Here is an 18,826-nt window from a genome sequence, read left to right on the forward strand (position 1 = left end):
CAATCAATGGAGACATCACTACAACCATATCAGACCACATAGTTCACTGGGTTATATGTCACCAGTGGCATTTAAAAACAAAGCAGCATAGGATGAAAAATCTCATCGAGGAAATGGTTCTAATGATGGGGAAAGGTCAGTTATTGTAGTAGGACCTGTAAATGAAAAAAATCTGATATATGTCAGTTTTATCTGGTTTATTAGTTTGTGGAGAAGGTGAAAGCACAGCTTCCTTAGTGTTGTGACTTCTTAAGTATTAATACAGCATGGGCTCCTAGCTCATTCTGTTGAATGGCCAGATCCCAGTTCAGTCGTTCGCAGATCTTTGTCACCAGCATCAGCCCCAAACCAAAACTGTCACCACTTTCAAGTTCTTCTGCTTCCGTATTTCTGTTTTCAATCTCTATCTTTTCATTACTGATTTTGATTGTTACGAGTCCAGAGTAAGTATACTGAAAAGCATTTCGAATAAGATTGCTCAGGACAATCTTAAACGGAGTTTCGGCTAGAGATAGGGCAGATAGATCGGTTGAATATTGGGTAACTACTTCCACCTCTTTGTCCTGCAATAGATAATCGAGTTCTTCTATTAACTCTTCAGTTGTCTCACGTAGATTTACTTGATTGATATGTGGGGCTTTTTCACTTTCCCGGCTGATCCACAGTAGAGTCTCGGTGAGTTGTTGCATACTATGACTGGAGCGCTCAATACGCTCAATTGGGCGTTGCATCGATGCGGGGTAGCCCACTCTGTGTAGAAGCTCCAGGTTCCCACGAATTACAGCGATTGGGGTACGTAGTTCATGACTAGAGTGACGTAGGAATTGGTGCTCGCGTTCGATAAATTTTGCATTTCTTTCATACGACCCCTTCAGTTGCTCGGCAATTTTATTGAGTTCAGCGTAGCGAAAATCAGGCAGTGGTTGATTCACATTATCCATAGAGATCTGTTCTGCCCAGAGAGCGAGGTGTTGGGTATGGTGGCTAATGCGACGGTTATAGAACCACACAACGGTTAGCATCAGGAACAGAAAACCACCAACAAAGTAGAAAACACGTGTGAAAGTAGAGTCGAAACGGGTTTGTTCCTCTTTTGTCATCAGGTTGGCTTCGTAATCGGTTATGAGAAACAGTGATCTACCATCATGAAGTTGGTGTTTATAAGCGATTAGGTAGCGAGAATCTTTCCATTCATCAAAGCCATGGGGGGACCATTCTTCATGTGAGAATTCCCCCATTTTCATAGATCCTGTATTAAGTAGTTTTCTATAGAGTTCCGGTGCATTATCCAGATTATCTAGGTAAAACTTAGTGATGTAGCCCGAAGGCAGCGGGGTATCAGAGTTTTTACGGTACTCTTTAGCGAAAGAGCGCGCTTCAATTAACATTGTGCTTTCTGCTGCTAGGTCTAAACCGCGTTCGAAATAACTGTTTAGGGCATACATAAAAGCAAAACCAATGGCGAGTGATAGGGTCAGAATATACAGGCTTAGTTCACGGCGCATACTACGTGGTTTTTGCAGTTTCTTAAACATCAGAAAGAATCCTCACGGATCACAAACCCCTGTCCGGGGATGGTCTGTAGCAGAGCACTGTTGAATGGCTTATCTATCTGTTGACGTAGATGGTACATATGTACTTTTAAACTGTTACTGTCAGGTATCTCTTCCGGCCAGAGTACTTCTTCCAATTGTTGTTTGCTAACCACGTTTGGGCTGTTTCGCATCAGTGTTTCAAGTATGACCCAGCCAGTGGGAGTAAGCTTTAATAGCTGACCACATCGTTGGGCTGTTTTACTATCCAGATCAACCTCTAGGTCAGCTACAGTTAGTTTCCTTATCTGACCACTGCGCCGTTTTGCCAGGGCCTGGATACGTATGATCAACTCCTCCATGGCGAAGGGCTTAACCAGATAATCATCGGTGCCGGCACGGAAACCGGCGATTTTATCATCCAGCGTATCCCGTGCCGTTAGCATCAGCACCGGGGTATCGATACCGGCCCCGCGCAGTTTCTCACACAGCGTTAGACCATCCATACGAGGCAGCATTAGATCGAGCAGCAGCACATCATAGTGGTTGTCGCAGGCCAGTGTGAGGCCTGCATGGCCGTTGTAAGCATGGTCAACCAGTATATGATCCAGAGCCAGATAATCAGCTACTGATGCTGCCAGATCTCGGTCATCTTCAACCAGAAGAACCTGTATGGCGCTGTGATTCATAGATGGACTTCCTCTGTACTCTTCGTCTGGAGATTAAGCTGTAGGTTATCGTTTGCTACAGACTTGGGTTGAAACCGGTGTTTGAACTGCAGATCTTCACTGATCAATACCAACGCAGGAATCAGCACCAACGTTATCACTGTAGCAAACAGAATCCCGTAACCCATAGCTATAGCCGCTGGGATTAGGAACTGTGCATTTTCGGATGTTTCCGAGATCAACGGCATCAATCCCGCGTAGGTTGTGATGGATGTAAGGATAATCGCCCGCATTCGGCTACACCCTGCTGCAACCATAGCCAGTCGAGGTGGTTGGCCGTTGGCTCTGAATTCATTGTAGCGGCTGATAAGCAATAAACTATCATTCACCACCACGCCGGACAGGGCCAGAATGCCAAACAGAGAAAGAACACTTAGCGGAATCTCATGTAACCAGTGACCGAGCAGTGCTCCGATTATTCCAAAAGGGATGGCAGTCATTATCATGAGTGGCTGAACATAAGATTTCAGAGGAATCGCCAGTAACGCATAGATCGCGATCAGGGCTACGATAAAGGCTCCTTTAAGAGAATTCGTTGTTTCCTGTTCCTCCTGGGCTTCACCACCGAGATGGATATTCAGATCCGGGTAATCCAGCTTTAACTGGCCCAGTAACTCGGTTTCTAAGGAGCTTAGAATCTCTGTCGGTGCTGCAACCGCTTTATCCAGATCGGCCGTGATTACGGCAACCCGACTGCGGTCGATACGCTCGATCTCTGTCGCAACATAGCGGGCGTTGATATCGGCAACGGTACTCAATGGAATTGCAGTACCATCTGCGATACGGATACGGGCATTACTTAGGTCATCGATATGTTGACGTTGTTCATCCTGATACCGTACTTTGACCTTCACCTCATCACGGCCACGCTGGATACGCTGTACCTCATTACCTTGATACGCATACTGAATCTGGCTGGCAAGATCAGCAATGGTCAGGCCCATTGCTTGACCCTCTGGGCGTAGCTTAAGGTCGATCTGAGCCTGACCTGCTTTCATACTGTTCTGAATACCGGAAACCCCTGCATACTGACCTAAAGCCTCGCGAATCTTAGAGCTGGCTGCATTAAGAGAATCTGAGTTCATGGAGCGCAGTTCGATACTGATGTCTTCGGCACCTTCCCAAGAGGTGATAAATTTCAACTTGCGTACCGCTTCTAGTGAACCGATTCTTTCTTGCCAATCGTTAGCAATGGTTTCAGTACCCAGTGGACGAGAAGATCGGGGCGAAAGCCCTGCGATGATGGTTGCACTGGCATCATCGGTTAGAGTCATCAGATTGGGGATAGGGTCTTCACTGAGCTGATATTCCTGTTTAATCTGTTTATTCAGATCCGCTGCAATCTTTTCAATCTGAATCGCCTGGGATTGTACTAAGCCGTAACCGATCTGATCCTCAAAGGTAACCTCTACCATAATAAAATCACTGGGTATATCCGGAAAGAAAACTGCACGGATTTTGCCTGACGGAACCAGTCCAGCGACCAGAATAAACAGGGCAATCGCAAAGAGTAAGGCAGCGTAGCGGAAGTTAAGTACCTTATGGATAAACGGGCGATATAGCTTAGAGGTAAAGAAGGTCAGTCCATCACTGACTTGACCTTGTAACCAACCCCAGCCACGGGAGATTGGATTAGTAGATGTTGAAGGCCCCATTTTCAAGTGAGCCAAGTGAGCTGGTAGAATCAGTTTTGATTCAATCAGGGAGAAAATTAGGCAAAAAGCCGCAGCATAGGCAAAGAAACTAAAAATTTTGCCCATCTCACCTTCAACCAATACCAGCGCCATAAAGGCTACAACGGTTGTCAGTACACCAAATACAGTTGGAATGGTTACGCGTTGGGCACCACGGATGGTCGAGCTGAGACTCGCTCCATGCTTTTCCCGTTCACTGTAGATACTCTCGCCGACAACAACTGCGTCATCCACCACAATACCCAGAGCAATTATAAAACCAAAAGTGGTAAGTTCGTTTAGGGTCATATTAAACAGGCGTGGTTCCATCAGCAGCATTGCGCCTGCAAAAATTACCGGTAGTCCCATACCAACCCAGAATGCGACTCGTACATTAAGAAACAGGGCTAGAAGAAACATTACCAGAGCAATACCAATCAGACTGTTTTCCAGTAATAAGTTAAGGCGGCTGGAGATATAAATACTCTGGTCGTTCCAGATAGCTACTTTGATGTTTTCTGGAAGCTTAGTCTCAAACTTTTTGATTTCACTACGCACCTGTTCGGAAATCGCCATGATATCGGAGCTGCTATACATCTTAATATCCAGCCAGATTGCAGGTTGCCCGTTGTAGCGGGAGATGACTGAACTTTGCGCGTAACCATCAACAACCCGCGATATATCTCCTAGTGTAAGGCGTTGCCCATCAAGGGTTTCTTTGATCAGAATCTCCTCAAAATCACGCAGGTGATAGCGTTGTCTGTCAGCTTTAACTACAAGGCTGCCATCGCGACTAAACAGTTCACCTCCTGCTTCAGTCAGGGATGAGGCAGCGATACGTTGGGCGATCTCGTTATTGGTCAGGTTAAGCGCTTGTAGCTGTTGTTCATCAACCTGAATAATAATTTCCGGGGTTTGGCGGCCATTAGGAATAACCCGCTCTATGGCTGGATTTGCCAGTAGCTGTTCTCGTAAACGGCGCGCAGTCTCCTGTAATACATCCTGTTCTCCATCTCCATACACATGCACGCTGACTGCATCCTCTAGATAAACTTCGCGGCTTATGATCGGCTTTTCAGCAAGCTCGGGCAGGGTGGCAATACTATCCACTCGGTTTTTTATATCGCGGTAGAGTGTATCAAGGTCATAACCACTGATGCGTTCAACCGTTACTGTTGCTCCACTACCATGGGACAGGCTGCTGACTTTCTTGATGCCCAGCACCCCTTGTAGAGCCTCTTCAATCTTGATTGTGACGCCTTCTTCAGAGGATTTTGCTGAGCCGCTTAGGTAGGTAACATCGATGCTGATACTATTCGGGGGTAGTGGTGGGAATGCTTCCACCCGTAAGTTATTTGCGGTAATTAAACCTGCGACCAAGATCAGAGCCATCAGTAGGTTAGCGGCAACTGGATTGCTGGCAAACCAAGCCACCCAACCCTGTTCCTCAGGGCTGCTAAGTCTCTGTGGTGAGTTACAGTTCATTGATTTGCTCCACTGAGTTCAAATGAAGCCAGCTTGCTTTGAACCTGAGTGCCCGGCAGGTAACTGGACATCGGTTTGTTCACTAATAGGATGCTATTGGGTAGAGAGTCTTGACGAATAAACAGCTGCCCATGACGACTAAATAGCGGTTTGGTTTTGTGACGTTGCAGATGATTGTTCTCAACTAACCAGATGTAACCGTCTGCAGTGAGAGCGGAAGCCGGTAGGGCAAACAGATTATCGAACTTTTTACCCTCAATCTGGGCAGTAATAAAACTTCCAAACAGGAGTGGAGTGTCCTGCTGCAATGGTTGATCTACAGTCAGTACTAAAGATCTGAGTCGGGTTCTTGTGTCCAGATTGGCCGCAATACGGTTTATCTGAGCTGGCCAACTTACACCGGATTGCTCTCTGCTGTGCAGACTGATCTCGGTTGCTCTTTCTGGAAGTAGCTGCCACTCCTGCGCAGAGAGAGCTAGTGTTATCTCCGCTTTTTGGCTGCTGCGAATCAAAGCCAGAACTGTACCCGACTCGATATAACTACCTAACGCTACGTCCCGGTTACTGATAACGCCAGCAAAAGGTGATTTGATCTCGGTTTGTGCCAGATCGCGTTTGGCTTGGGTCACTGTTGCAAGTGCTGCTTGGTAGCGGCTTTGTGTTACTTCCAGTTGCGGAATGCGTAGTACCAAGTTACTCGGTTTTTGTTTCAGCCCCGAGCGCTGCCAATCCTTTTCAGCTTGCTTTTTCTGACGTTTCTCCTGTTGCAGTGCCAGTTTTGCTTCTGCCAGAGCCTGGCGCGCATTAGCCAGTGCTGCTTTATAATCAGTTGCATCAAGTTTTAGCAGAACCTGATCTTTACTTACCTGATTACCATCGGCAAATTCTGGGGCGCGCCAAATTACACGTCCTGAAATTTGACTGCTCAAATTAACTTGTTCAACTGGATTTACTTCACCGTATGCCGAGATCACACTGCGGTATGTACCAATGTTGACCTTAGTGACAGTTACACGAGGAACATTAACCAGTTCCTCCTGCATCTCAGGTTTAGCCTGATTGCTGATGGCAAAGTTGGTGTAGGTTAAGGTTAGGGGAATACTAACCAGAGCGATACCGGTAAAGAGCAGTGTCTGCCAGCGTTTTGTAAGCTTCATCGACGTTACACTCCCATGCCCAACGCCAACGCCAGAGTGACACGGTTGGTCAGGCGGGCTTGTTGGGCTTGTAATAATTGAATTTTGCTATCAAAAGCGGTTTGCTGTGCGTTTAAGAGGTCGAGGATGTCGGCTAAACCATCCTGGTATCGTGCTTGGTAATACTGCAGACTCACTTGAGCGTGGTTTTTTGCTTGGGTCAGCAGTTGCTGCTGTTGGTTAAGTGAGTGTTCTCGGCTCAAAGTAATCTCTACTTCATTCAGAGCATTAACTAATGTTTGCTGATAAACGAGATAACTGCGCTCCGCCTGTAACTCAGCGATTTTTGCATCACGCTTCAGACGACCGGCATTAAATAGGGGGGCCGTCATTCGGCCCAGTAAACTCCAGGCGGAAGAGCCACTCAGTAGGTCTGAAAACTGTGGCTGGTTTTGACTCAGGTTAGCCATCAGATTAAAGCTGGGTAGCAGTTGTTTGTGAGAAACTGATGTCTGCAGGTCTGATGCGAGAACTCTATGATAGGCCGCGATCAGATCAGGCCTTTGCCCAAGCACTGTTGCTGGTAAAGCAACGGGCGGCGTTTGGATCTGTGGAACGGCATCAAGTTTCAGTTTGATTTGGTTACTGTTAATACCTCGTAACTGCGCTAACTGGCGGATAGCTTCCTGTTGTGATTGCCTTACCGAAGCAAGAGATGCCAGTGCCTGAGCTGTTGCAACCCGAGCGCTTTCCAGGTCTGCCAGTTGCCCCAGCCCATTACGGAAACGATCTTTGATGACCGCTTCGGTATTTTGCAGTGACTTCACTCTCTGTTGTTCACTATTGATAATTTGCTGACGTAAACTGAGATCGATCCAGCTTTGAATAACCCGTGCTGTCAGCGAGTTTTGAGCAGCTGTAAAGTCTGCTTTTAAAGCCTCTGTTTCAGCATCAGTAGCCAGGGAGGCATCGGCAAGACGACCCCAGACATCCAGTTCCCAGTTCAAATTGAGTACGAGGTTATGGCTGTTGTATGGATGAGTGTTGATTGTTTGCTCTTGAATTCGTTGGCTATCAAGTTGCAGGTTTAGTTCTGGCTGTCGAGTTGCATGACTATTTTGTGCCAGGAGCTGCTGTTCTTTTAAACGTAAGGCTGTTTGGCGCAGATCAAAATTGGCTGCCAGAGTATCTTTAACCAGTTCGTCCAGTTCATCGTAATCAGTTAGGTCTAGTATTCGTTTCTTCTCTGAATCTGACAGCCTTGGTATCTGCTCTTGCCAGTTATATTCAATGCCCGTTTGACGCTGAGGTTTATCGGGTATCAGGCCCGAGCAGCCGCTAAGCAACAGTGCAAACAGTCCCAGTGAGGTGAGTTTAGACACGGATATCATCATCAAATATATCCAGGGTTATTAGATGCCTGGTTGTTATATCGGATAGTGGGTTAAGAGCGGGTTAAGAGAATTTAACAGGAGCATGGCTTAGCACGGGTTGTGCCTGTAAAATCCCACTCTCTTTAATCTGAGTGCATGTCATGTCTGATCTTCACAGTCTGTTAAAACAGGCATCCGATAACCGTATTGAGTTGTTACAGCAGTTAAATACTGAAAATACAAACTGTTACCGGCTGTTTCACGGCACCAATGAGGGGCTTTCAGGCCTAACCGTTGATCGTTATGGTCCTCAGTTATTGGTTCAGACATTCCATGAATCACTGCATGATGCAGAGTTGGAAACTATCCAGCAACATTATGCCGATCAGTTCGCCATTGAAGAGTTTGTTTATAACGACAGGAGTTCAAAAAACTCCCGCCGTGTGGATGAATCTGATAAACGTGGGCAACAACTTGTCGGTCAGGAACTGGGTGTTAACTACCGGGTTAAGGGTAAACATGCCGGTCAGGACCCGTTTCTATTTCTGGATATGCGGGTAGGGCGACGTTTTGTGTTAGCTAATGCTCAGAATAAGTCTGTACTCAATCTGTTCTCTTACACCTGTGGTGTTGGAATCTGTGCAGCCGTTGCTGGCGCTAGTGAAGTCTGGAATGTGGATTTTGCTAAACGTAATCTTGAAGTGGGTCAGGACAATGCGCAGTTGAATGACCTTCCTGAAGAGCAGATCAGTTTCATTCAGAGTGATTTCTTTACTGCAGCAAAGCAGCTGGCAGGTATTCCTGTTAAACAGAGGGTACGCCGCGGGCAGAAACCTAGACAGTTTCCTCGTATAGATGAGAAACAGTTTGATCTGGTGTATCTGGACCCTCCTCGTTGGGCCAAAAGTCATTTTGGTACAGTGGACCTGATCCGTGATTATCCCAGCGTTCTAAAGCCGTCGCTGTTGGCAACGAAAGAAGGTGGAACTCTGGTTTGCACCAACAATGTGGCAAAGGTGCCACTGGATGAGTGGCTTGATGTTATTAAGCGTTGCGCAAATAAGGCGGGACGCCCGGTTCAGGATATTGAGCTTCTTGAGCCGGAAACCGATTTCCCATCCCCTGACGGGCAATATCCATTGAAAATAGCTGTTTTACAGCTCTAGTTTCCTTTGGAAGTGAATTCTTATTAAGGTTGCCAGCGGTGCTGTTTCAGATTGATCTTACCGTTAAGCAGAGTTATCCCTTCCTCTTCAAGCCGTGACTTTTGGCATTCATAGGCTTCAGAACCAACCGGAAATGATATCTGCCCTTTAGCGTTGATAACACGATGCCACGGTAATTGGGTACCTTTGGGTAGTAGGCTCAGCGTTCTTCCTACCGCTCTTGCCATTCTTGGTAATCCAGCTAGCTCTGCTATCTGTCCATAGGTGGCAACATTACCTTCAGGTATCAGCGCAACAACCTGCCAGATCTTTTCCTGATAGCTTATTTCATTCATTTGAATAGTATTAACCGTACTTTGTGAGGGATGATAATACTTGAGTTAAATGCTAGGGTAATAGCAGATTAACTTATAGCGACAATACACTATGGCTTCTCTGGAATCTCTCAATTTTGATAACAGTTATTTGCGCTTACCCGAAAACTTTTATCAGCAGGTAAAGCCGACACCTCTGCGTGATCCATTCCTTATCGCATTCAACGCTGAGGTCGCTCAGCTATTGGATCTTGATCCATGTGAAGTCAATCCTCCACTTCTGACGAAGTTTTTTTCAGGTCAGGAGCTATTACCGGGTAGTGCGCCTTTAGCGATGAAATATACCGGTCATCAGTTCGGGGTGTATAACCCTGAGTTGGGTGATGGTCGCGGTTTGCTGCTTGGAGAGGTTGTAAATAGCCAGAATCAACGCTGGGATTTACATCTAAAGGGCGCAGGTAAAACTGCTTTTTCACGTTTTGGTGATGGTAGAGCTGTGTTGCGCTCTAGTATCCGAGAATATCTGATCAGTGAAGCGATGTATGGTTTGGGTATACCGACCACAAGAGCGCTGGCTCTGGTCGGTAGTGAAGAACTAGCGATGCGGGATGGGATGATGGAGCCCTGTGCTACTGTGCTCCGGGTGACGCAGTGTCATATCCGTTTTGGCCACTTTGAATATTTCTACCACACTCGTCAGCATGAAGACCTTAAACGTCTGGCTGATTATTGCCTTGTCCGCTATTTCCCCGAACATCTAAATAGTGAAAACCCTTATCTGGCGATGTTCAGAACCGTCGTCGAACGAAGTGCAACGCTGGTTGCTAAATGGCAGGCGTATGGTTTTGTTCATGCGGTACTGAATACCGACAATATGTCTCTCATTGGTGAGACCTTTGATTACGGCCCATACAGTTTTATGGATGAGTACAAGCCGGGCATGATCAGTAACCATAATGATCACCAGGGACGTTATGCCTTTTCGCAACAGCCCGCGATTGTGCACTGGAATCTATCAGCATTGGCTCAGGCTCTATTACCGCTGATTGATAGAGACTCACTGATCCCAGTACTGGATAGTTATCCCGATCTGTATACCCAGGCGGAGCTGACAGAGTTCAGAAAACGTTTGGGTTTGCAAAGTCAGAGTAAGGAAGATAAAGACCTCGTTCAACAGCTGCTTACTTTATTTACCAAACATTCGGTAGATATGAACCGCTTCTTCCGTTGTTTGAGTTCTTATGATGGTTCTGACGTTGCGATTGAGGCCTTATCTGAATTGACGAATAAGACCACTGAACCAAGCCCCGAACTTAGAAAGTGGCTTGATCTTTACGACAAAAGGTTGATTCAGGAAGAAAGTGATAATTCTACTCGTCATCACTCAATGCTAGAGGTAAATCCTCGATTTGTATTGCGAAATTATATGGCTGAGGAAGCAATTAAAGAGGCAACTGAGGGGGACTTTACGTTGATTCATAATTTGATTACGTTGCTCAGTTCACCCATGCAGGAGAATCCCGATTTCATGCACTATACAGAGGCACCACCAAGCTGGGCAGGATCAATTTTCCTTACCTGCTCTTCATAAAGTAAAAAAACTGCTACAAACTAGGGGTTTATTGGCTTTTTTCGTTGACCCCACGTTGAAACCCCTATAGATTGGGTCCTGCTAGAAAGTAAGCCGTATATTTATGCTATACAACCTCGAAGTTACATAGTACTTCGTCCTGTTTTTCATAAGTAATCGCAACACTTCAAGCACAATCGCTTTGCGCTGCGAAGCACTATATTACTCTTAAAGAATAGGATTATGACTATGTCTACTACTGGTACTGTTAAGTGGTTTAACGACGAGAAAGGTTTTGGTTTCATCGAGCAGGAAAACGGCCCAGACGTTTTCGCACACTTCTCTGCAATTCAGGGCGAAGGCTTCAAATCTCTGGCTGAAGGTGAAAAAGTACAGTTCACTATCACTCAGGGTCAGAAAGGTCCTCAGGCTGAGAACATCACTAAGCTGTAAGCTTTAGTTTCTCGATAAAAAAGCAAGGCTATGCCTTGCTTTTTTTGTGCCTGAAATCCTGATCTGGTTGTCATGTCTGTTCGCTACTCTCTTGCTGGAAATCCTCTGCCCAGATGAGAAATTCATCAATCGGCATGGGTTTAGCCATATAAAAGCCCTGCAGATAATCACAGTCCGCCCCTAACAGAATCTTATATTGTTCATCTGTTTCGATACCTTCAGCAACTACATCAATCTGCTGTAGGTGACAAAGGCCGATCAGGGCTTTTGTCATATCTCTCTTATCTGGAATCCCAATTCGCTCGATCAGCTGTTTATCAAACTTGATGATATCTACTGGGTAATCGAGCATCTGCATGAGGCTCGTATAGCCCGTTCCAAAGTCATCGATTGCTATTTTAAAGCCTTGATTACGAAAGCTACTCAGCCATTTAAGGGCATCCTGTTCTTGCTGTAGGGCAAAGGTCTCTGTGATTTCAATGACAAAGCTATTTGGCTGCACGTTATACTTGTGGCATAGATTCGTTACTTTTTCTGAAAAACGCTCGCTGCCGATCTCCGCTGATGAAATATTGATAGAGAGCTCGAAATGATCATCCAGGCTGTTTTTCAATAGATGGGAATCTTGAAAGGCTTGCTGAATTACCCAAAGATCAATCTTTTCAAAAATGCCTGTGCTTTCGGCTATTGGAATGAATAGGGCAGGAGAGACTGAACCCAGTTCCTCAGACGTCCATCTAAGTAACGCTTCACAACCTTTGATATGACCATGGCTGTCAATGATCGGCATGTAGAAGAGTTTGAATTCTTGATCGCAGTTGAGTGTTTTAAGCTTGTTTTCAACTTCTTTTAACTCGCGGTCTTTTTTTGCGAGCTCTTTGGAATAACTAGCCTGCTTGTTTTTGCCTGATTTCTTCGCCTGATACATGGCGAGATCAGCGTTGGAAATGAGCTGTGAAAGTGAGTGACCATCATTGGGAAAAGTTGCAACACCGATGCTGGCTGTTACCGGGAAATTACCGAGGTCAAAATGATAGCCATCGGTAAATAAATTAAGGACTTTCTCGCACAGGGAATAGGTCTGATCGCGGTTTAGATCAGGCAGCATGATAATAAATTCATCACCGGATAGGCGGTATACACTGGGCTGTTTGGATTTTGCCTCATCTTCATTTTGCCGAGTGATGCTCTGTAAACGAACCGCGACGGTTTTCAGAAGCTTGTCGCCAACCTCATGGCCGTATTTATCATTCACGAACTTGAAGTTATCCAGATCGAGATAAGCGATACTTAGTTCACTGCGAAATTGCTCAGCTTCAGCAAGTTCTACTGCAGCTGACTCATAGAATGCGGCTCTGTTTGGTAGCTGAGTTAAAGCATCTGTTCTGGACTGATGGCGGCTTTCGAGAAAAGATTGATTTAACTGTTCGTATAACCTGTGAAATTTTCTGCCTAACCTTCCTACTTCATCAGCAGCGCGTGGCGCTTCGATATTGCCACGTTTTTTTTCCATAACATCAGTTAACTGTTCATCCAGAAGGGAGATTGGAGAAGTGATATATTTGCGGATCAAATATTGCAGGATGGTATAAGAGACAAACACACCAATAACGACTAATGAAAGTAGCTGAGTTTTGAGAACTGATAACTGTTCATCCAGGTAAGAGCGTGAAGGGGTGACTTTCAGATAGTATTGGTCTCTAAGCGCTACTGAAGAGGTTAGGATATTTTGTTCGGGTAACGGTTTCGTTGTCAGATACTCTATCGTTGCTTTAAATTCTGAAGTTGTTTTTTTTAACAGCCTTTCAAACCTTTTTGGGGCAACAGTTACAATAATGTGAAGAGTGTGGTTGAGCTGATTAACGTGCGGTGAGCTCAGTGTGCGAGAATCTACTGTTACGCCCTTCTGAATAATGGCAGGTGCTAAATGAGGGTAATGCCGCCAGGACTGGAATACTTTTTTTTCCTGCATGACAGCTGCCATATTTAGCTGAACAGTGCTGATGTCAGCGAAAGGGTCTGTACTATTTTCAACATAAAATATTTTTTGGTTATCAGAGGTTATGATAGACAGAGAAGCATGTTGTGACTTATTACTGAAATACCTGCTAATCGCAGACTTCAAATTGCTGGATAGCATACGGTCACGGAAGATATTATCTGTATCACGAATAAACTGTGCCAACGTATCCCCTTCAATTAGAAAAGTCTGGTAGGCATCTACGAACCGGTTATAGGCGAGAAACTCAGATCTTAGGTTATTTAAGCGGAGGTCTAACTTGTTCTGTTCCAATTGATGTATTGATTTGGCTTGCTGCTCATAGATAAAGAATGCAGCCAGAATGTAGCTGACCAGAATTACCGGTAGTATTAATAGACCTGCTCGCTTATTGAGATTCATGAATATTAATAATCGCGTTCGTTATTCTTAGTCGTTGCCTGATGTTTTCGTTACTTAACACCTCATATAGGCCACTTCTTCTCAATATTTTATGTTCTGGGAAGATTTCACTGTCGTTTCTGAATTCCTCAGAGAGCAGCTTCGTCGCAGCATCGTTAGGGGTTGCGTAATAAAGGTCTTCTGCGTTCTTTGCAGCAATAGCCGGTTTATTCAGATAGTTGATCAGATTTAAAGCTTCTTGCTGGTGTTCAGACGATGCAGTTATCGCAAGGCAATCTACCCACAGTACTGTACCTTCAGCAGGTATTACATATTTCCACAGCCCCTTGCTGTTTTGCAGTTCATTAATGGTGTACTGATCACCTCCGTATGCAAGTGCCATATGAAGTTCGTCTGCATTTGGACTGTTTTGAAGGAAAGTGATTACGTAATCATAGGTCAGGACATGGGGGAGCTGGTTTTTTAAACTTGCAAAGGCTTGTTTGAAAGCCTTGGGATCTTCCGTATTTAACTCATGCTGATGCAGAAACAATGCCGGAGCTAACATATCGGTGTAATCGTCCATCATCCCGATATGACCTCTAAGCTGTTCACTGGGATTAAGTAGATCATTCCAAGATGTCGGAGGCGTTGCGACTATATCGGAGCGGTAGACTATGCCTAGTGTTCCCCACAGGTAAGGCATTGCATAATTACCGCAACGGTAGCGCCAGAACTCACCCATATGTTTTAGATTAGGAACATTCTCTTCAGTAAGCTTTATCAACTTTCCTTCTTTGCCGAAACGTTCAGCAATGACTTCGTCGACAACCGCTATATCAATACTGTTATGTTTGGAATTAAGAAGTATCGCGTCCCTTTTTTCATCATTGTCGAAGTAGATGATTTCAATGCGGTTACCTGATTGTTGTTCCCACTGATGTTGGATCTCTTCACTGAGATAAGCTTCCCAATTCAATAGGTTCAGGGTTTCAGCATTTAACTGAAACGGTGCAACAAGAGAAAGTACCGTGAGGTAAATACGGAATAAGCTCATAATTCTTCTCTTTATTGTTTTTATTAGGTGCGCTGAATTTAAGCACTTGTATTATTTTATAGCAGTTAATCAAAAAAGAGGAAAAGGGCACTTGGGTGTATATAAGTTGTGCTCAGGTATTGGGAGAGGTGATCTGTTCGTATATGGACCGAAGATCATTAGTTATCAAATATAAGGCTTATCTAGAAAGTTTGCTTCTTCCAAGCTGCTCACTAGAATTTACGAGTCTAAACGATGAGGTTCCAGATCAAAATTTGTGATTGCTTTGCCCAGAACAACCACCTTACCTTTGTAGCGTTCATCACCCGTTGAAGAAAACTCAAAATTGTATGAGCGCCAGACCCGGATCTGTCCTTTTCCATCTCTCTTAAGCCAGAACCCCCGTAGATTGATATTGTCATCTAGCAGTTGCAGCTCAAGCTCGTTGCACTTACGGCGCGTGTGTTTAAGTGCTACCTCTTTAACTTTCTGGGACTGCCACCAGTGGTAGATCATAAAAATGATCAGGGTAATCCAGAACAGCGATTCTATATCAACAAACATGGGTTATTGTTTCCACAATGAAGCGATTACTTTATGCTTGTTTTACAATGAGTTGCTAGATAATGCACGATAATTCTTGATTGGAGCTTTTTTATGGGGTCCCTGCAGCAGTTTGTCATAGAAAACGGACTCAATCTTTTGGCGCTTTTCTGGTTTCTGGCCTGCTTTAAAGGCTATATGTATTACTCGCGCAAGCGGAGCTTTGATACGGCTTGTCTTGCCAGTATGTTGCATATGTATCGTAAAGAGTGGATGAAGCGAATGCTGACCCGCGATGTCCGTATTGCTGATACCACTGCGATTGCCAATCTGGAACGAGGTGTATCTTTCTTTGCTTCCACTACCATGTTGATTCTTGCCGGTCTTATGACCGTGCTGGGCTCTACTCAACAGGCGATAGATGTGGTGGCCGACATTCCATTTGTCTACCCTGCTACCCGTGCAGAGTGGGAGCTGAAAATCCTGTTGATGATCACGCTCTTTGTTTACGCCTTTTTCAAGTTTACCTGGAGTCTGCGTCAGTATGGCTTTGTCTCCATTATGATAGGCGGCGCTCCCCATCCCGAGGAACACCCTTCAGAACAGCAGGTAAATGCTCATGCCAGTCGGGTAGCAAAGATGACCTCTATGGCTGCGAATAACTTCAACCTTGGCCTTCGAACTTACTATTTCTGTCTAGCTGTTCTTGGTTGGTTTATCAGTCCCTGGATTTTTATGGCACTGAGTACAGGTGTTGTGTTCATTCTTTATCGTCGTGAATTCAAGTCTTCGACACTGAAGACATTGATGATGAGTACTGAGGAATCTTGAGCCTAAAATGGTTTATTCATGAAAAACCTTATTGGCAGTGCTTGAAAAGGTTTTTCATGTCCCAATATTGCTTTTATTGGTAAATGTATGGGGAGGCTTTCCCTATACGGTTTCACAGTAAAACAGACCTATTGGAAAAGTGTTGATGACTACAGAAACTCATGGCTTCCAGACAGAAGTGAAGCAGCTGCTTCATTTGATGATCCACTCTCTATATTCCAACAAAGATATCTTTCTGCGTGAGCTGATCTCTAACGCATCTGATGCGGCAGAGAAATTGCGTTTTGAAGCACTATCAAATGGTGCTCTGTATGAAAATGATGGTGATCTGAAAATCAGCATCAGCTTTGATAAAGAAGCTAAAACACTGACTATTGAAGATAACGGCATCGGCATGAGCCGTGATGATGTGATTGAGCACCTGGGCACGATTGCTAAATCGGGTACAGCTCAGTTCCTATCGCAGCTGACAGGTGATCAGAACAAAGATACTCAGTTGATCGGTCAGTTCGGTGTTGGTTTTTACTCTTCATTCATCGTTGCTCAGCGAGTAGAAGTCTTCACGCGTAAAGCAGGCCTGCCTGTTGCAGAAGGTGTACATTGGGCGTCAGAAGGTGAAGGCGAGTTCACTATCGGCAATGTTGATAAAGAGGGCCGGGGTACTCGTATCGTCCTGCACCTTAAAGAAGGTGAAGAGAGCTTTGCCGATGGTCATGCACTGCGTGGCCTAGTTCGCAAATACTCCGATCACATCTCTATTCCTGTCATCATGCAGAAGGAAGCAATGCCTGAGTTTGATGATGAGGGTAACGAGAAGGAAGTTGCTGCTGAGCAGGAAGACGAGACTGTAAACAGCGCGACAGCACTGTGGACACGTAACAAGTCTGATATCTCCGAAGAAGAATATCAGGAGTTCTACAAGCATATTTCCCATGACTTCAGCGATTCCCTAACATGGGCACACAACAGAGTTGAAGGTAATCTGGAATATACTTCTCTGCTGTACGTGCCAGAAAAAGCACCGTATGACCTTTGGAACCGTGAAGCTCCTCGTGGCCTGAAACTATACGTACAGCGCGTATTTATCATGGATCAGGCGGAAGAGTTCCTGCCACTGTACCTGCGCTTTATGAAAGGTATTGTGGACACTAAGGATCTGTCCCTGAACGTATCCCGTGAGATTCTGCAGAAGGATGAAAACGTTAATAAACTGCGTTCTGCTCTGACCAAGCGTGTTTTGGATATGCTGGTTAAACTGGGTAAAAACAAGCCTGAAGAGTACGCTAAGTTCTGGGCAGAGTTTGGTCAGGTTCTGAAGGAAGGCCCTGCTGAAGATTATCCTAACCGTGAGAAGATCCTGAAGCTGATGCGCTTCTCTTCCACGCACAATAACAACGATGAGCAGAATGTATCTCTGGATGACTACATCTCCCGTATGCAGGAAGGTCAGGATAAGATCTACTTCGTTGTTGCAGATAACTACAACACTGCTAAGAACAGCCCGCACTTGGAAATCTTCCGTAAGAAAGGCATCGAAGTATTGTTGCTAACAGATCGTATTGACGACTGGATGATGAGTCAGTTGTTCAACTACGATGAGAAGTCCTTCCAGGATGTCACCAAAGGTGAGTTGGATCTGGAAGAGACAACAACTGAAGAAGAGAAGAAAGAGCAGGAAGAAGCAGCAAAAGAGCTGGAAGGTCTGGTTGAACGCCTGAAATCTAGCCTGGGTGATAAAGTATCTGACGTACGTATCACTAACCGTCTGACAGATTCCCCTGCTTGTCTGGTGCTGGGTGCCCACGATATGGGCATGCAGATGCGTCAGATTATGGAAGCTGCAGGTCAGGCCGTACCTGATAACAAGCCAGCATTTGAGGTTAACCCAGAGCATCCACTGATTGAAAAACTGGACAAGGAAGCGGATGAAGACCGCTTTGCTGATCTGGCACTGGTTCTGTTTGATCAGGCAGGTCTTGCAGCAGGTGCTCAGTTGGATGATCCAGCGACTTATGTAGCGCGTCTTAACAAGCTACTGCTTGAGCTGAGTGCATAAACTCTCTGAGTTAAGTTTGCGGATAATACCCGAGTAAAAAATTAAGTTACTGATAAAGCGGCCGTTAAGGCCGCTTTTTGTATTTTTAATCTACACTAGTTCGTAATCCAGCACAGACCTAACGGTCTTTAATGCGCTGGATCAAGGTTTTCGATGGCGATATGCAGTTGAATACCAATAAAGAATAAAGCTGGATCGGGTGAGGTGATCTTGATGAAAAAAGCAATGGGTTTTGTGGCAGCAGCAGTACTAGCGGCAGCGTCTATGGGTGTTCAGGCAGATGGTCAGGCAGTTTACGATAAGCACTGCAAAGGTTGTCATGTAGCAGGTGTTGGTAATGCGCCTAAGCCAGGTGACGCAGCAGCGTGGGATGCACGTAAAGCTGCGGGTGTTGATGCTATGGTCCAGACGGTAATTACAGGTAAAGGTGCGATGCCTCCAAAAGGTACTTGTGCTACGTGTGATGACGCATCACTTAAAGCCGCAGTGGAAGTGCTGTTAGCTCAGTAAGTTTTGTTTGTTCCTCTTGATTAGAAGGCCGCTTTTTAAG

Annotated in this window: 16 protein-coding genes; 7 read left to right on the plus strand and 9 right to left on the minus strand. The window is 45.2% G+C overall.

Annotation, left to right across the window (positions count from 1 at the left end; genetic code table 11):
- Positions 1-91: integrase core domain-containing protein (locus GY843_RS21095; protein ID WP_367183783.1), on the plus strand; the 91-nt coding region annotated here is incomplete at its 5' end.
- Between the two features lie 142 nt (positions 92-233).
- Here GY843_RS21095 and GY843_RS20355 read toward each other — a convergent pair.
- From GY843_RS20355 to GY843_RS20375, 5 genes are read right to left on the minus strand one after another with little or no spacing between them, the layout of a single operon-like run.
- The gene (locus GY843_RS20355; RefSeq protein ID WP_297312462.1) at positions 234-1,535 is read right to left on the minus strand and encodes a HAMP domain-containing sensor histidine kinase; all 1,302 of its coding nucleotides are present in this window, start codon (positions 1,533-1,535) and stop codon (positions 234-236) included.
- Complete coding sequence (locus tag GY843_RS20360; protein ID WP_297312553.1) at positions 1,535-2,206, minus strand: response regulator transcription factor; 672 nt, start codon at positions 2,204-2,206, stop codon at positions 1,535-1,537. Before GY843_RS20360 ends, GY843_RS20355 begins: the two co-directional genes overlap by 1 nt.
- An 11-nt stretch (positions 2,207-2,217) precedes the next feature.
- A complete protein-coding gene (locus GY843_RS20365) occupies positions 2,218-5,418 on the minus strand; it encodes an efflux RND transporter permease subunit (protein WP_297312464.1) in 3,201 nt (1,066 codons plus the stop codon).
- The gene (locus GY843_RS20370) at positions 5,415-6,575 is read right to left on the minus strand and encodes an efflux RND transporter periplasmic adaptor subunit (RefSeq protein WP_297312466.1); all 1,161 of its coding nucleotides are present in this window, start codon (positions 6,573-6,575) and stop codon (positions 5,415-5,417) included. The genes GY843_RS20365 and GY843_RS20370 overlap by 4 nt, the downstream gene beginning before the upstream one ends.
- Before the next feature lie 5 nt (positions 6,576-6,580).
- Positions 6,581-7,948, minus strand: coding sequence for an efflux transporter outer membrane subunit (locus tag GY843_RS20375; RefSeq protein ID WP_297312467.1), 1,368 nt, complete (start codon positions 7,946-7,948; stop codon positions 6,581-6,583).
- A gap of 140 nt (positions 7,949-8,088) precedes the next feature.
- On the opposite strand from GY843_RS20375, the gene GY843_RS20380 reads away from it, so the two are divergent.
- Positions 8,089-9,093 (plus strand): class I SAM-dependent methyltransferase, encoded by a 1,005-nt coding sequence (locus GY843_RS20380; protein ID WP_297312469.1) that lies wholly within the window; start codon positions 8,089-8,091, stop codon positions 9,091-9,093.
- A 23-nt stretch (positions 9,094-9,116) separates the two neighbouring features.
- Here the strand turns inward: GY843_RS20380 and GY843_RS20385 are convergent, their stop codons facing one another.
- Positions 9,117-9,428 (minus strand): MGMT family protein, encoded by a 312-nt coding sequence (locus GY843_RS20385; RefSeq protein ID WP_297312471.1) that lies wholly within the window; start codon positions 9,426-9,428, stop codon positions 9,117-9,119.
- A 91-nt stretch (positions 9,429-9,519) separates the two neighbouring features.
- On the opposite strand from GY843_RS20385, the gene GY843_RS20390 reads away from it, so the two are divergent.
- Both GY843_RS20390 and GY843_RS20395 read left to right on the plus strand, forming a co-directional pair.
- On the plus strand, positions 9,520-10,998 hold the full coding sequence (locus GY843_RS20390) for a YdiU family protein (RefSeq protein ID WP_297312472.1): 1,479 nt from the start codon (positions 9,520-9,522) through the stop codon (positions 10,996-10,998).
- A gap of 228 nt (positions 10,999-11,226) precedes the next feature.
- A complete protein-coding gene (locus GY843_RS20395) occupies positions 11,227-11,430 on the plus strand; it encodes a cold-shock protein (protein WP_367183883.1) in 204 nt (67 codons plus the stop codon).
- Between the two features lie 70 nt (positions 11,431-11,500).
- Here GY843_RS20395 and GY843_RS20400 read toward each other — a convergent pair whose 3' ends face one another.
- The 3 genes from GY843_RS20400 to GY843_RS20410 all read right to left on the minus strand — a co-directional run bounded on the left by GY843_RS20400 (position 11,501) and on the right by GY843_RS20410 (position 15,410).
- Positions 11,501-13,831, minus strand: a complete 2,331-nt coding sequence (locus tag GY843_RS20400; protein WP_297312475.1) for a bifunctional diguanylate cyclase/phosphodiesterase — start codon at positions 13,829-13,831, stop codon at positions 11,501-11,503.
- Positions 13,818-14,867, minus strand: a complete 1,050-nt coding sequence (locus tag GY843_RS20405) for a spermidine/putrescine ABC transporter substrate-binding protein (protein ID WP_297312478.1) — start codon at positions 14,865-14,867, stop codon at positions 13,818-13,820. The genes GY843_RS20400 and GY843_RS20405 overlap by 14 nt, the downstream gene beginning before the upstream one ends.
- A gap of 219 nt (positions 14,868-15,086) precedes the next feature.
- Positions 15,087-15,410, minus strand: coding sequence for a DUF3301 domain-containing protein (locus GY843_RS20410; RefSeq protein ID WP_297312480.1), 324 nt, complete (start codon positions 15,408-15,410; stop codon positions 15,087-15,089).
- Between the two features lie 93 nt (positions 15,411-15,503).
- On the opposite strand from GY843_RS20410, the gene GY843_RS20415 reads away from it, so the two are divergent.
- From GY843_RS20415 to GY843_RS20425, 3 genes are all read left to right on the plus strand, one after another.
- The gene (locus tag GY843_RS20415) at positions 15,504-16,220 is read left to right on the plus strand and encodes a DUF599 family protein (protein ID WP_297312482.1); all 717 of its coding nucleotides are present in this window, start codon (positions 15,504-15,506) and stop codon (positions 16,218-16,220) included.
- 145 nt (positions 16,221-16,365) lie between these two features.
- Positions 16,366-18,276 (plus strand): molecular chaperone HtpG, encoded by a 1,911-nt coding sequence (htpG, locus tag GY843_RS20420; RefSeq protein ID WP_297312484.1) that lies wholly within the window; start codon positions 16,366-16,368, stop codon positions 18,274-18,276.
- 213 nt (positions 18,277-18,489) lie between these two features.
- On the plus strand, positions 18,490-18,786 hold the full coding sequence (locus GY843_RS20425; RefSeq protein ID WP_297312486.1) for a c-type cytochrome: 297 nt from the start codon (positions 18,490-18,492) through the stop codon (positions 18,784-18,786).
- The last annotated feature ends 40 nt before the right edge of the window (positions 18,787-18,826 follow it).

Source organism: Neptuniibacter sp., from assembly GCF_024231755.1.
GTDB lineage: Bacteria > Pseudomonadota > Gammaproteobacteria > Pseudomonadales > Balneatricaceae > Neptuniibacter.

Coding starts and splice junctions, on each gene's coding strand:
- GY843_RS20355 (WP_297312462.1), bottom strand. CDS start 1,535: ATGTTTAAGAAACTGCAAAAACCACGTAGTATGCGCCGTGAACTAAGC.
- GY843_RS20365 (WP_297312464.1), bottom strand. CDS start 5,418: ATGAACTGTAACTCACCACAGAGACTTAGCAGCCCTGAGGAACAGGGT.
- GY843_RS20370 (WP_297312466.1), bottom strand. CDS start 6,575: ATGAAGCTTACAAAACGCTGGCAGACACTGCTCTTTACCGGTATCGCT.
- GY843_RS20375 (WP_297312467.1), bottom strand. CDS start 7,948: ATGATGATATCCGTGTCTAAACTCACCTCACTGGGACTGTTTGCACTG.
- GY843_RS20380 (WP_297312469.1), top strand. CDS start 8,089: ATGTCTGATCTTCACAGTCTGTTAAAACAGGCATCCGATAACCGTATT.
- GY843_RS20385 (WP_297312471.1), bottom strand. CDS start 9,428: ATGAATGAAATAAGCTATCAGGAAAAGATCTGGCAGGTTGTTGCGCTG.
- GY843_RS20390 (WP_297312472.1), top strand. CDS start 9,520: ATGGCTTCTCTGGAATCTCTCAATTTTGATAACAGTTATTTGCGCTTA.
- GY843_RS20395 (WP_367183883.1), top strand. CDS start 11,227: ATGTCTACTACTGGTACTGTTAAGTGGTTTAACGACGAGAAAGGTTTT.
- GY843_RS20400 (WP_297312475.1), bottom strand. CDS start 13,831: ATGAATCTCAATAAGCGAGCAGGTCTATTAATACTACCGGTAATTCTG.
- GY843_RS20405 (WP_297312478.1), bottom strand. CDS start 14,867: ATGAGCTTATTCCGTATTTACCTCACGGTACTTTCTCTTGTTGCACCG.
- GY843_RS20410 (WP_297312480.1), bottom strand. CDS start 15,410: ATGTTTGTTGATATAGAATCGCTGTTCTGGATTACCCTGATCATTTTT.
- GY843_RS20415 (WP_297312482.1), top strand. CDS start 15,504: ATGGGGTCCCTGCAGCAGTTTGTCATAGAAAACGGACTCAATCTTTTG.
- htpG (WP_297312484.1), top strand. CDS start 16,366: ATGACTACAGAAACTCATGGCTTCCAGACAGAAGTGAAGCAGCTGCTT.
- GY843_RS20425 (WP_297312486.1), top strand. CDS start 18,490: ATGAAAAAAGCAATGGGTTTTGTGGCAGCAGCAGTACTAGCGGCAGCG.